We start from the raw sequence: 12,629 nt of genomic DNA, 5'->3' as shown, positions 1-12,629 counted from the left end.
TCTCTCGTCCGGGCGGATCAGTCGTGCGGAATGACGGCGACGGGGCAGGGCGCGTGGTGCAGGGCCGCGTGCGCGACGGGGCCGAGCTTCCACGTCAGCGGTGACGGGTGACGCCGGCGGCCGAGGACGGTGAGCATGCCGTGGGCGGAGGCGCTGAGCAGCACCTGTGCGGCGGTCCCGCGGGCGACATGGTCCACGACGTCGATGTCGGGGAACTTCTGCCGCCACGGCGCCAGCGCGGCGCCCAGCCGCCCGTGTTCGTCCGTCTCGTAGCCCTCCTCGGAGCGGCCGATGTGCGGATGCGTCACCAAGGACGACACCGGCAGCGCGCGTACCGCGCGCACCCGGGCCCCGTGCAGGTCCGCGGAGGTGAAGGCGAACTCCAGCAGCGCGTCGGCGGCGGGCCCGGCTTCCTGGACGCCGACGACGATCTCCCGCCGGTCGGCCGCGGCCGGGTGCTCCCAGCCGGTCTCCACGGCGGGATCGTCCGCCCGTACGGTCACGGCGGGGCACCGGGCCAGCCCCAGCACGTGCAGGCTGATGGAACCCAGCACGAAGCCGGCCACCGAACCGTGTCCGCGGGAGCCGAGCACCAGCAGCGAGGCGTTGCCGCTCGCCTCCAGCAGGGCCTGCGCCGCCGGGACCGAGACCAGTTCCGTCACCAGGTCGAGCTCTCCGTGACGGTGCAGCAGTTCGGCCTCCATCCGCTGCAGCACCTGGCCCCCGTACCGCTGCTTGCTCAGCGCCTCCTGCGCGATCGGCGCGTCGAGCGGCTGGGTGGTCCAGGAGTGCAGCAGGACGACGGGCAGCCGGCGGACCACGGCCTCGCGCACCGCCCACCACGCGGCCGTCACACTCGCGGGGGAGCCGTCGAGTCCGACGACGACGGGTCCGGTCATGGCACACCTCCACTGTCGGCGCGGCACGTGCCGCGCAATGTGCCTCCCAGCTCCAGAGTGGCCGCCGCGGGAGCGCCGAGGCAGGGCCGGACGGTGCGCCATTGGGCCCGTACGGCCCACTGCGGCCCGGAGACCGCGGCACGGACGCTGGGTTCCGTCAGGGAAGGCGGGGGCCGGCCCGCCGGCAGGGCGGGCACGGTCCCCGCCGCACGATGCCGCTTCGGCCGCGCCGCACACAGAGGCCGGCCCGGAGCGGGCCGGTGGCGGGAGGGCTGCCATGAAGGGTCCGGTTGTGGTGGGCGTCGACGGATCGCCGTCGAGCCTGGTGGCGGTGGAGGCCGCGGCGCTGGAGGCCGAACGGCGTGGTACGGGACTGCGCCTGGCGCACGCCCTGGCCTGGTCGCCGGCCCGCGTACGGCCCGGTGTGCCGCCCTGGGACCCGGACGGCGCCGCACTGCGCGACAGCGTCAACGGCCGCCTGGGCGAGGCCGAGCGGCGCGCCCGGAAAGTCGCGCCGCGGGTGGCGATCACCAGTGACGTCCTGATCGGCGATCCGCTCGAGGTGCTGCAGAGCGAGGCGCGCACCGCGTCGCTCACCGTGGTGGACGGCCGGCGGGCGGCCGGCCGCCCGGGCCGGCTGACGCCCCGCGGGCGCTGCCCGCTGCTGGTGGTGCGCGGCCGCACCGAGCGGCACGGCCCCGTGGTGCTGGCGGACGGCGCCAGCGCCGCCGCCGCCGAATTCGCCTTCGCGGAGGCCGCGGAGCGCGGCGCGGACCTGCTCGTCCTGCGCACCCGGGCGGACGCCGCACGACGGCCGCTGACCTCGTTGCGCAAGCGGTACCCGGGCGTCGGCGTCCAGGACCGGCGCACCCGGCGCCGTAGCGGACGAGCACTCGTCCGGGCGAGCGCCGGCGCCCAGCTGGTGGTGATCGCGGCCCGCCACGGGGCCCTGGAGATGGTGCCGGGCTCGGCCGGCCGGACCCTCGTGGGCCGCGCCCACTGCCCCGTCGCCGTGGTGCCGGGCGGGAAGGCGTAACCGTGGACGGACCGGCGGCGGCCGAGGCCGAACGCACCGTGCGGGACCGGGAGATCGACCGGTCGTCCCCCGCGCAGGTGGCGGCCCGCCTCGCCGTCGATCCCGGCACGGGACTCGGCGCCCGCCAGGTCGCCGAACGCGCGGCCGCCCACGGGCCCAACCGGCTGGCCGAACCGGCCCGCCGGCCCGAGTGGCTGAAGTTCCTGGACCAGTTCCGCAACTGGCTGATCGGCATCCTGCTGATCGCCGCCGTCGTCGCCGCGGTCATCGGGGACGTCAAGGACGCCGTGGTGATCACGGTGGTGCTGCAGATCAACGCGGTCCTCGGCTACCTCCAGGAACGGCGCGCCGAGCGCAGCCTGGAGGCGCTGCGCCGGATGCTCGTGCCGACCGCCAGGGTCCGCCGCGACGGTACCGAGAAGGTCGTGGCGGCGGACGCTCTGGTGCCCGGGGACGTGGTCCTGCTGGAGGCGGGCGACCGTGTGCCCGCCGACGGGAGGCTGCTCGTCGCGCAGGCGGTGGAGGTCGCCGAGGCCGCCCTCACCGGCGAGTCGCAGCCGGTCGCCAAGTCCGCCGCGGCGCTCGCACCGGCCGGCGACGCTCCGGTGCCGCTCGCCGAGCGCACCGGCATGCTGTTCATGAACACCGCGCTGACCCGCGGCCGTGCCGAGATGGTCGTCACGGCCACCGGCATGCGCACCGAACTCGGCGCGATCGCCGAGGCGTTGCGCGCGGACACCGAGCCGCCCAGCCCGCTGCAGATCCAACTCGACAGCCTGGGGCGGCGGTTGGCGCTGCTGAGCGGCATCGCCGTCCTGGTGTACGCCCTCGCGGCGCTGGCACACGGCGAGTCGCTGTCGGGCCTCGGGCTGCGCGCCGTCGCCCTGGCCGTCGCCGCCATCCCCGAGGGCCTGCCCGCCGTCATGGCGCTGACGCTGGCGCTCGGCGTGTACCGCATGGCCCGCAGCGGTGCCATCGTCAAGCGCCTGGCCTCGGTGGAGTCGCTGGGCGCGGCGACCGTGGTGTGCAGCGACAAGACCGGCACCCTCACCCTGAACGAGATGACCGTACGGGCCCTGTGGACCGCCGGCCGGCTCCACGACGTCACCGGCGAGGGCTACGCCCCGCACGGCCGCGTCGGTGACGGCACCGCCCGCCCCGGCCAACTGCGGGAGGCGGTCACGCCGTTCGCGCTGTGCAACGACGCCCGCCTGACCGAAGAAGGCTTCGTCGGCGACCCCACCGAGGCCGCGCTGGTGGTGCTGGCGGCCAAGGCAGGCGTCGACGCCGACCGCCTGCGCGCCGAGCGGCCCCGCCGCGGTGAACTGCCCTTCGACGCCGCCACCAAGTACATGGCCACCTTCCACACCGAACCCGGAGGCCGCACCCGGGTGCACGTCAAGGGCGCGGTCGACGTCCTGCTCGACCGGTGCGCGGACGTGCTCACCGCCGAGGGCGTGCGCCCGCTCGACGAACGGCGCAGGAGCGAGGTCCGGTCCGTCACGGCGACGCTGGGCGCGTCGGGGCTGCGGGTCCTGGGCGCGGCGACGGCCGTGACGGACCACCCCGTGGACGATCCCGGGCTCACGGGGCTGACCCTGGTGTCGGTGGCCGGCATCGCCGATCCGCCGCGGCCGCAGGCCCACGAGGCGATGGCGGTGTGCCGCACGGCGGGAGTCTCCGTCAAGATGATCACCGGTGACCACGCCGACACGGCGGCGGCCGTCGCGCGTGAGGTCGGCATCGGCGGCGAGGTGGTGACCGGCGCCGAGCTGGACCGGATGCCCGCGGACGAACTCGCCGCGCGCATCGACGGCATCGGCGTGCTGGCCCGCGTCGCACCCGAGCACAAGGTCGCGGTCGTACGGGCGCTGTCGAGCCGCGGCCACGTCGTCGCCATGACGGGCGACGGCGTGAACGACGCGGCGGCGCTGCGGGCCGCCCACATCGGGGTGGCCATGGGCCGCACCGGCACCGACGTGGCCAAGGAAGCCGCCGACATGGTCCTCACCGACGACGACTTCTCGACGATCGTGCGCGCGGTGCGCGAGGGCCGCGCCATCTACGCCAACATCGTCAAGTTCGTCCGCTTCCAGCTGGCGACCAACATCGGCGCCATCCTCACCCTGCTGGGGGCTTCGCTGGCCGGGCTGCCCGCGCCGCTGACGGCGGCCCAGCTGCTGTGGGTGAACATCATCATGGACGGCCCGCCCGCGATGGCCCTGGCCGTCGACCCCGCCCGCGACGACGTCATGCGGCACCCGCCGCGCGACCCGGGCGAACGCATCCTGGACGCCCGCAGGCTGGCCGCCATCGGCCGGGCCGGCGCGGTCATGGCCGCGGGCACCGTGGCCGTCCTCGCCCTGGCCCGGCCCCGCACCGGCACGGACGTCGCCCTGACCATGGCGTTCACCACGTTCGTCCTCTATCAGCTGTTCAACTCCCTGGTCGCCCGCGCCGACGACGGCCCCCTGCTCGGGCGCCACCAGCTGCGCAACCGGACGCTGTGGCTGTGCCTGGCCGGCGTCCTGGTGGTGCAGATCGCCGCCGTCCACCTGCCCTGGGCCCGCGGCGTCTTCGGCACCGTGCCGCTCGACCTCGCCCAGTGGCTGGTCTGCCTGGCGACCGCGGCCACGGTGCTCCTCGCCGAACTGACCGTGCGCGCGGCACGGGCCGTGGCCGCCGGGACCGTTCACCGGCATCCGCGGTGAGGACGTGAGCGTGCGCCGGGATCTGCGGTGGGGGCGTGGGCGTGCGTGGGGTCTTCGGCGGGGGCTGGGGCGTGGGTCGGTTCTGCGGTGGGGCGTAGGCGTGTGGTGCCTGCGGTGGGGGGTGTGGGCGTGTGGTGCCTGCGGTGGGGGGTGTGGGCGTGTGTGGTGCCTGCGGTGATGGCTGGGTCGTGCGTCGGTGTCCGCGGCGGCGGTTCGGGCTGCGTGCCGGTGTCTGCGATGAGTGCCGCGCTGCGTGCCGGGGCCCGCGGGGAGGGGCTGGGCTGTGCGCCGCTGTCTGCGGTGGGGGGCGTGGGCGTGCGTGGTGTCCGCGGCGAGGGGCCGGGCCGTACCGGTGTCCGCGGTGGAGGGCCGGGCCACAGCGGTGTCCGCGGTGGAGGGCCGGGCCGCACCGGTGTCCGCGGTGGAGGGCCGGGCCGCGTGCCGGTAGCCGCGGTGGGCGGGGGCGCGCTCGGCGTCCGTGTGGACCGAGGGCCGTCCGGCCCTCAAGCCACCGCCGGTCAGCCCATGGGACGCCGCACCGTTCCGCTGGACGCTCGAAGTGAACAGACACCTGGAGGAGATCCGCGATGACGGACGACAAGCCCAGTGGCCCCCCGGTCCATGCCCTGCTCGCGGACGGCACCACCGTCTGCATCCGTCCTGTGGCATCCGGTGATCACGCCCAACTGCAGGGGCTCTACGAGGAGATGTCCCCGGAGAACCTGCGGCTGAGGTTCTTCGGCGTGAGCCGGCGTTCGGCCGAGATGGCCGCCGACCGCGCCTGCGCCGCCCCGCACCCCGGATACCGGGCGCTGTTGGCCGAACGGTCGGGCCAGGTGATCGGTCTCGCCGAGTACGACACCGGCGGCACCGGAACCGAGGCCGACATCTCCATCGCGGTCGCCGACGGGCTGCACCACCGTGGTGTCGGCACGCTCCTCGTCGAGCACCTCGTCTCCTCCGCGCGCGCGGAGGGCATCACCGCCTTCACCGCCGACGCGCTGAGCGAGAACCGCGAGGTGCTCCGCCTCTTCGCCGACCTCGGCCTGCGCACCGCCCGCCGCTTCGAGGGGCCGGAGGTGCGCTGCACCATCGAACTCACCCAGGACGACACCTACCTCTCCGCGGTGGAGGAGCGCGGCCGGGCCGCCGACGTGGCCAGCCTCGAGCCGCTGCTGCGGCCGAAGACCGTCGCCGTCGTCGGCGCCGGACGCAAACCGGGCTCGGTGGGCCGGGCGATCCTGCACCACCTGAAGGCAGCCGGTTACACCCGGCGCGTGTTCGCGGTGAACCCCGCCGCCACCTCCATCCTCGGCGTGCCCTCCCATCCCTCCGTCAGCGCCCTGCCCACCATCCCCGACCTCGCGGTCGTCGCCGTGCCCGCCGCGGGCGTGGCCCCGGTGGCCGAGGAGTGCGGCAAGGCCGGCGTACGCGCCGTGCTCGTGGTCACCGCCGGACTCGACGCCGACCAGGCGCAGGCGCTCATGGCCGCCTGCCGCACCTACGGCATGCGCATGGTCGGGCCGAACTGCCTCGGCGTGTCCAACACCGACCCCGATCTCCGCCTGGACGCGACCTTCGCCGCCAGCCACCCGCGCCCCGGCACGGCCGGTGTCGCGGTGCAGTCCGGCGGTGTCGGCATCGCCCTGCTGGACGGGCTGTCCCGGCTCGGCATCGGCGTCTCCACGTTCGCGTCGCTGGGCGACAAGTACGACGTCAGCGGCAACGACATGCTCCAGTGGTGGGAGAGCGACTGCCGCACCGACCTGGCCCTGCTGCACCTCGAGTCGTTCGGCAACCCGCGCGCCTTCTCGCACACCGCCCGCCGCGTGGCGCGCCGCATACCCGTGCTGACCGTCGACGCCGGCCGCACCGACGCGGGCCGGCGTGCGGCCGCCTCGCACACCGCCGCGGCCGCCACCCGCACCATGACCCGCGGCGCGCTGTTCACACAGGCCGGCATCACCGCCACCCGCTCGGTCGGCGAACTCCTGGAGACCGCGGCCCTGCTGCACTCCCAGCCGCTGCCCGCGGGCGGGCGCGTCGCGATCGTCACCAACGCCGGCGGAGCCGGCGTGCTCGCGGCGGACGCCTGCGCCGAGGCCGGACTGACCCTGCCGGTGTTCACGCCGCAGCTGATCGACGAGGTGCTCGCCGGGCTGCCCGACGGCGCCGCTGTCGGCAACCCCGTCGACGCGAGCGCGGCCGTCACGGAGGAAGAACTCGCGAGCTGCGTGGACCTGATCATGCGGCACGGCGGCGTCGACGCCGTCCTGGTGGCCCTCGTCCCCACCGCGGTCGCCGCCGCCACGGGCGACGACCTGGTCCGGGCCCTCACCCGCGCCCCCGCGCGACGGACCAAGCCCGTCGCCCTGATCCGGCTCGAACAGGCGCTGCCGGTCGAACTGCTGCCGGCCGACGGCGGCAGCGTCCCGTCGTACGCCGAACCCCACGCGGCGGCACGGGCCCTGGCCCACGCCGTGCAGCGTGCCGACTGGCTGGCCCGGCCCGCAGGGAGCGTCCCCGCCCTCGACGGCGTCGAGACGGAGCGCGCCCACGCCGTCGTCGAGACCTACCTCGACGCGTACCCGGACGGCGGCTGGCTCGACCCGCGCACCTGCGCCGACCTCCTGAGCTGCTACGGCATCCGGCAGTCACCGTGGGCGTGGGCCGAGACCGAGGACGACGCCGCCCTCGCCGCCGATCGGCTGCGCGGCGCCGACGGCCGCGTGGTGATGAAGGGGCACTGGCCCGGACTGCTGCACAAGACCGCCGAGCACGCCGTCCACCTCGACCTGCGCGGCGAGTCCCAGGTGCGGGCCGCCTTCCGGGACCTGCAGACCCGCTTCGCCGGGCTGCTCACCGGAGTGGTCCTGCAGCCGCTCGCCGACCGCGGCACCGAACTGTTCGCCGGCGTGGTCCAGGACCAGGTCTTCGGCCCGCTGGTGCTGTTCGGTCTCGGCGGCACCGCGACCGAGGTGCTCGCCGATCACGCCGCGCGGCTCGCCCCCCTCACCGACCACGACGTGCACGACCTGATCACGGCCCCGCGCTGCGCTCCGCTGCTGTTCGGAGCGGACGGCGCGCGGCCCGTCGACCTCGAGGAGCTCGAACAGCTGCTGCTGCGTCTGTCGCGGATGGCGAGCGACCTGCCGCAGCTGGCCGAGGCCGACTTCAACCCCGTTCTCGCGGCACCCGGCTCAGTCACCGTGCTGGACGCACGGGTGCGCCTGGTGCCGCGCAGGCCCCACGATCCGTATCTGCGGCGACTCCGCTGAGGAGGGACACTCATGAAGCACAACAAGGTCGGCTCCGTGATGACCACGGAGGTCGTCCGCGCCGAGTACGGCACCCCGTTCAAGGAGGTGGCACGCCGGCTCGGCGAGCACCGCATCAGCGGACTGCCGGTGGTCGACGAGGACGACAAGGTCATCGGAGTCATCTCCGAGACCGACCTGATGGCCCGCCAGGCGGAGACCCCGGATCCCTTCGAGCCGAAGAAGCGGTCCCGGCTGGCCGGCCTGACCTCGAAGGCCAGGAGGCGCGCCGCGAAGGCCGGGGCACGCACCGCCGGACAGCTGATGACCACACCGCCCGTCACGGTGCACGCGGACGACACCATCGTCGAGGCGGCACGGACCATGGCCCAGCACCGCATCGAGCGGCTGCCCGTCCTCGACGAAGCGGACCGGCTCGTGGGCATCGTCACCCGCCGCGACCTGCTGACGGTCTTCCTGCGGCCGGACGCGGAGATCCGCACCGAGGTGGTCGAGGAGGTGCTGGTACGCGCGTTGTGGCTGCCGGCGCGCAGCGTCGACGTCTCCGTGACCGAAGGCGTGGTCACGCTCAGCGGTCACCTGGAGCGCAAGAGCGAGAAGGAGATCGCCCTGTCCATGACGCGGCAGGTCGACGGGGTCGTCGCCGTCGTCGACAAGCTCACCTACCGGCTGGACGACGCCAAGATCCAGCCCCAGGAGCAGGCCCTGCACGGCGTGGCCGACGACTGGCTGCGCAGGCTGTGAGAGGAGGCGGAGTGCCATGCCCGCCCATGTTCTGGTCGCCTACGGGACGACGAACGGATCCACCGCGCAGATCGCCGAGGCCGTGGCCCAGGTCCTGGCCAAGGAGGGGCTGACCGCCGAGGCGCTCCCGGCCGGCTCCGTCGGTGACGTGACGCGCTACGACGCGGTCGTCGTCGGCGGCGCGCTGTACGCCGGACGCTGGCACAAGGACGCCCGCCGGTTCGTGCGCCGCAACCGCCGCGCGCTCGCCGGCCGTCCGCTGTGGCTGTTCAGCAGCGGTCCGCTGGACGCCTCGGCGTCCGAGAAGGACATCCCGCCCGTGCCCGGCGTGCGGCGTGCCATGAACCGGCTCGACGTCCGGGAGCACGTCACCTTCGGCGGCAGCCTGCAGGAGGGCGCCAAGGGACGCATGGCGCGGATGCTCGTGCGCAACGGAAAGGGCGGCGACTACCGCGACTTCCCCGCCATCGAGGCGTGGGCGGCGCGGATCGCCGGCCGGCTGATCGAGGAGCGGGGCAAGGACTGACGCCCCGGCACACCCTCCCGGAGGGAGGCACGTCATGAACATCCGTCAGGTCCCCACCATCACGGCCGAGGCGGTGCTGTACCTGATCGCCGCGGTCCTGGCGGTCTTCTGCCTCGGACTGATCGCCTCGGTGATCGGCCTGCCACTGGTTCCGCTGGTGGTCCCGGTCGTCGTCGCGCTGGTCCTGCTGGCCCGTCGCCTGAGCCGCGGTCACCACCCTCCCACCGCCGGGGCGTAGCCCGCCGGGCCGTGGACCCGCCGGGCGTCAAGAGCCCGGCGGTCCCGCGGTCCCGCGGGGCCCCGTAGGCGAAGGCCCGTGGGCAAGGTCTCGTGGCCAAAGACCCGTAGCCAAGGGTCTGTGGGCATCTGTGGGCAATGGACGACCCCGGCGCGGTTCTCGCGCCGGGGTTCTCGTGTCGGCGGCCGGTGTCAGCGGTTCACGGTCAGCGGCACGGTGTCGACGGTCACGGGCCGGCCGTCCTTCGGTGACAGGAAGTACGCCTTGAGCAGGCCCGGTCCGGTGCGGGTGGCCTTGTAGGGGAAGGTCACGTCGAAGGTGCCGCGGGTGCCCGTGCCCGACGTCGCCCTGACCTGGACGTCGGCGGCGGTGCGCCCGCCGGCGTCGGTGACCTTCAGCCGGAACACGGCCTCGAAGGTGTTGGCGCTGCCCCAGACCCGCACCGGGGTGCGGACGGCATCGCCGATCAGCGGGGACTCCACCAGGACGGCGGGGGACACGTTCTCGAAGTCGGCCCGGCCGACCGGGCCGTTGAGCACGATGCCCTCGCCCCCGAAGGCGCGCACGGGCTTGCCGTCGATCTCGAAGGCGACCTTGTGCACGGTGGGGAACCGGGTGACGGTGAACACGACCTGGGCCAGCCGTGCGCTCATCGACAGGCTGCCGCCCCCGTCGTCGTACCGGCCCGAGAGGTCGACGGTGGCGACGTGGTCGCGGATGACGAGTGAGCGCAGCCGCGTGCCGGACGGGACGGCGGTGGTGCGCCCGTGCCGGGCCTCGTAGCCGCTGGGTCCGGCGAGCAGCGCCCGTACGGCCGCGGTGGCGGTCGCGGGTGCGGTCACGGAGCGCGGGGCGGGCGAGACGTACTCGCCGTGCAGGAAGTAGACGGCCGTGCGGACGGTCTTCGCCGCGGTGCCGCCGGACCCGCTCGTCCGGGGCGCCGAGGGCGTGGTCGCGCGCGGTGCGGACGCGGAGGTTCCGGGGGCGCCCGAGGTGCCGCCCGAAGTGCCTTCCGAGGTGCCTGGGCCGGCCGGTGAACCGGAGGGACGGCCGGTGCCGGCCGGGGTGCCGGGAGCGGCGCTGTCCGTGCCGCAGGCGGTGAGGGCGAGGGCCGGGAGTGCCAGCGCCGTGGTGAACAGCACGGCGTGGCGGTGCCGGCGGGAGCGAGCGACGGACCATGGCTGGCGGGACATGGCAACCTCCTCCGACACTTCCAGCGAACCCCTCCCCGCCCGCCGCCTGAAGTGCCGTACGGCCCGTACCGAGGGGCCGAACGGCCGCGCGTGCCGCCGCACGCCCGCGTCCTGCGCGCCCGCGGCCAAGCAGGGCCGCTGAGGCCGGGTGGGCGGGACGGACGGCCCATGTGCCCGGGAGCGGCCGGCGCGGACGCTGGAGGTGGACGCTTCGGGAAAGGCGGGATGCATCATGTCGGTCACCTACGACAAGCGAGGCCGCGCGGCCCTTCACCTGGCTCGCGCAGCCTCGCTCGCGCCCTCGCCGCACAACAGCCAGCCCTGGTACTTCGTCGAGGAGGGGTACGACCACGGCTTCGAGGTGCACCTGGACGGCGGCCGGCGCATGGTGCTGACCGACCCGCTCGGCAGGGAGGCCGTCATCGCCTGCGGGGCGGCGCTGTTCAACGTGCGGATGGCCGTACGGCAGCTCGGGTTCCGGCCGGTCGTCGACCTCCTGCCGGAACCCGGTGACTCCCACCACCTGGCCCGCGTCGGCTACGCGGCCCACGCCCCGAGCACCCCCGAGGAGAGGCTGCTGGCCGAGGGGATGCTGCGCCGGTACACCCACCGGGGCCGCTTCGGCGCCGAACCGGTCGCGGACCCGGTCCTCGAGGAGCTGCACGAACAGGCCCGGGTCGAGGGCGCCGGCCTTCAGGTCGTCGACGACCCCGACCAGCTGGCGCTGCTCGCCGGCCTGGTGCGCACCGCGGAGGAGCTGCACCGGTCGGACTTCGGGCACGCCACCGAACTGGCGCGCTGCGTCGGCCCGTACGGGATACCCGTCGAGGCCTGCCGCCACCACCCGGACGCGACCCTGCTGGCCGGACGCGACTACCTGTTCCGCGCGCGCCGGTACCACGTCTCGTCCCGCAACCACGGCAAGGGCGCCGGCACCGTCGTCATACTCACCACGCCCCACGACCACCGCCCGGACTGGCTGCGCTCGGGGCAGGCGCTGCAGCGCGTGCTGCTGCACGCGGCGGCCCACGACGTCATGGCCGCGTTCCACACCCAGCCCCTCGAACTGCCCGTGCTGCGCGCCCGGCTGCGGACGGACATCACCGCCGGCCGGTACCCGCAGGTGATCCTGCGCCTGGGCCATGTGCCGCAGCGGCCGACGTGGTGCATGCCCCGGCGCTCGCCCGTACAGGTCCTCTTCCGCGACGACGCTCCGGCACGGTGGTGACCATGACACGGAACAGGAGCCGACGGCAGGGCCGGGTGCGGTGGTGGCGTCTGCGCCGCAACCCGCTCAGGCGCCGCAGCTACCTCGTCGAGGCCTGGCTGCTGTTCGCGACCGGGGTCCTCGCACTGGGCGGCGCGATCGTGGCCGGCGTACTGACCGCCCACGGCGTCGAACGCGACCTCGACGGGCTGAGGGCCGAGCGGCATGCGGTGCCCGCGGTGGTCACCGAGGACGCGCGGCGGGCCCCCGGCACCGAGGGCACGGACGGCGACCGCGTATGGGCCCAGGTCCGCTGGAAGGCGGCGGACGGCACGACCCGGACGGGTGCGACCCGGGTCGACTCCGCGAGGGCCGGGGCCGGCAGCGCGACCCGGGTGTGGCTGGACGCGAAGGGCAACCTCGTGCCCGAACCCGCGACGGCCGACGAGGCGGAGTTCCAGGGGGCCGTGATGGGCGCGGTGGCCGCCCTGAGCGCGGGCACGGCGGTGGCCCTCGCCGGCTGCTTCGCCCGCGCCCGTCTGGACCGCCGCCGCCAGGACCAGTGGGACACGGAGTGGGCCGTGATCGACCCGGGCTGGGGCCGCAGGACCGGCTGAGACGAACGCGCAGGGCCGGCGCCGCGGCGCTCGTACCCCCGCTGCCGTGGCGCCCGTATCCCCCACTTCCGTGACGCTCGTACCCCCGGCTGCCGCGGGGCCGGCCCCCGAACCGGCCAAGCGCCACCGCGCGGGGCGTGCCCCTGTGCTGGGCATGCGTGCTTGCCGTGCTCCCGCGCT

At 75.0% G+C, this 12,629-nt stretch carries 10 protein-coding genes; 8 read left to right on the top strand and 2 right to left on the bottom strand.

Translation table 11 applies throughout. The annotated features are described in order from the left end of the window. Positions 1–17: 17 nt before the first annotated feature. Complete coding sequence (locus ACJ9NR_RS03345) at positions 18–899, bottom strand: universal stress protein (RefSeq protein ID WP_412489864.1); 882 nt, start codon at positions 897–899, stop codon at positions 18–20. 277 nt (positions 900–1,176) lie between these two features. Here ACJ9NR_RS03345 and ACJ9NR_RS03340 point away from each other — a divergent pair, with 277 nt between their 5' ends. The 6 genes from ACJ9NR_RS03340 to ACJ9NR_RS03315 all read left to right on the top strand — a co-directional run bounded on the left by ACJ9NR_RS03340 (position 1,177) and on the right by ACJ9NR_RS03315 (position 9,432). Then, on the top strand, positions 1,177–1,935 hold the full coding sequence (locus tag ACJ9NR_RS03340) for a universal stress protein (RefSeq protein WP_412489865.1): 759 nt from the start codon (positions 1,177–1,179) through the stop codon (positions 1,933–1,935). Positions 1,936–1,937: 2 nt separating this feature from the next. Further along, positions 1,938–4,646, top strand: a complete 2,709-nt coding sequence (locus tag ACJ9NR_RS03335) for a cation-translocating P-type ATPase (RefSeq protein WP_412489866.1) — start codon at positions 1,938–1,940, stop codon at positions 4,644–4,646. Between the two features lie 587 nt (positions 4,647–5,233). Beyond that, positions 5,234–7,924 carry a bifunctional acetate--CoA ligase family protein/GNAT family N-acetyltransferase gene (locus tag ACJ9NR_RS03330; protein ID WP_412489867.1) on the top strand — a complete coding sequence of 897 codons (2,691 nt, stop codon included), beginning with the start codon at positions 5,234–5,236 and terminating at the stop codon, positions 7,922–7,924. A 12-nt stretch (positions 7,925–7,936) separates the two neighbouring features. Next, positions 7,937–8,668 carry a CBS domain-containing protein gene (locus tag ACJ9NR_RS03325; RefSeq protein WP_412489868.1) on the top strand — a complete coding sequence of 244 codons (732 nt, stop codon included), beginning with the start codon at positions 7,937–7,939 and terminating at the stop codon, positions 8,666–8,668. Between the two features lie 16 nt (positions 8,669–8,684). Continuing rightward, positions 8,685–9,194, top strand: coding sequence for a flavodoxin domain-containing protein (locus tag ACJ9NR_RS03320; RefSeq protein ID WP_412489869.1), 510 nt, complete (start codon positions 8,685–8,687; stop codon positions 9,192–9,194). Between the two features lie 34 nt (positions 9,195–9,228). Next, positions 9,229–9,432, top strand: a complete 204-nt coding sequence (locus ACJ9NR_RS03315) for a hypothetical protein (protein ID WP_412489870.1) — start codon at positions 9,229–9,231, stop codon at positions 9,430–9,432. 191 nt (positions 9,433–9,623) lie between these two features. Here the strand turns inward: ACJ9NR_RS03315 and ACJ9NR_RS03310 are convergent, their stop codons facing one another. Further along, entirely contained in the window at positions 9,624–10,625 is a 1,002-nt protein-coding gene (locus ACJ9NR_RS03310) for a GerMN domain-containing protein (RefSeq protein WP_412489871.1), read from the bottom strand. A 232-nt stretch (positions 10,626–10,857) separates the two neighbouring features. Here ACJ9NR_RS03310 and ACJ9NR_RS03305 point away from each other — a divergent pair, with 232 nt between their 5' ends. Further along, entirely contained in the window at positions 10,858–11,853 is a 996-nt protein-coding gene (locus ACJ9NR_RS03305) for an Acg family FMN-binding oxidoreductase (RefSeq protein ID WP_412489872.1), read from the top strand. 2 nt (positions 11,854–11,855) lie between these two features. Next, a complete protein-coding gene (locus ACJ9NR_RS03300; protein ID WP_412489873.1) occupies positions 11,856–12,449 on the top strand; it encodes an Rv1733c family protein in 594 nt (197 codons plus the stop codon). Positions 12,450–12,629: the final 180 nt, after the last annotated feature.

The organism is Streptomyces sediminimaris (assembly GCF_047049295.1).
GTDB classification, from domain to species: Bacteria; Actinomycetota; Actinomycetes; order Streptomycetales; family Streptomycetaceae; genus Streptomyces; species Streptomyces sediminimaris.
The sequence above is the reverse complement of the archived record's forward strand: the minus strand, read 5'-3'. Positions and strand labels throughout refer to the sequence as shown.